Genomic DNA, 268 nt, shown 5'->3' with positions numbered 1-268 from the left:
CAGTAAGGATGGTGGAGCTATGCGGGATCGAACCGCAGACCTCCTGCGTGCAAGGCAGGCGCTCTCCCAGCTGAGCTATAACCCCATCGTAAATGCTAATCTCTGTACCCTAATTCGTTTCCGGGCAAGGCGCGGTGGTGCGAAGCATACTGAAGTATGCGAGCATCGCCGTAACACAGCACGGAGGCGAATTTGGTAGGCCTGAGTGGACTTGAACCACCGACCTCACCCTTATCAGGGGTGCGCTCTAACCACCTGAGCTACAAGC

1 tRNA gene is annotated in these 268 nt (G+C 56.3%); it reads right to left on the bottom strand.

Annotated features, from left to right (window positions below):
- Positions 1-9 precede the first annotated feature (9 nt).
- Positions 10-85: transfer RNA gene (locus OGY18_RS00030), tRNA-Ala, on the bottom strand.
- Between the last annotated feature and the right edge of the window lie 183 nt (positions 86-268).

It is taken from the genome of Citrobacter sp. Cpo142, from assembly GCF_030332425.1.
Taxonomy (GTDB): domain Bacteria; phylum Pseudomonadota; class Gammaproteobacteria; order Enterobacterales; family Enterobacteriaceae; genus Citrobacter; species Citrobacter portucalensis.
This window is presented reverse-complemented; position numbering and strand designations above follow the sequence as displayed.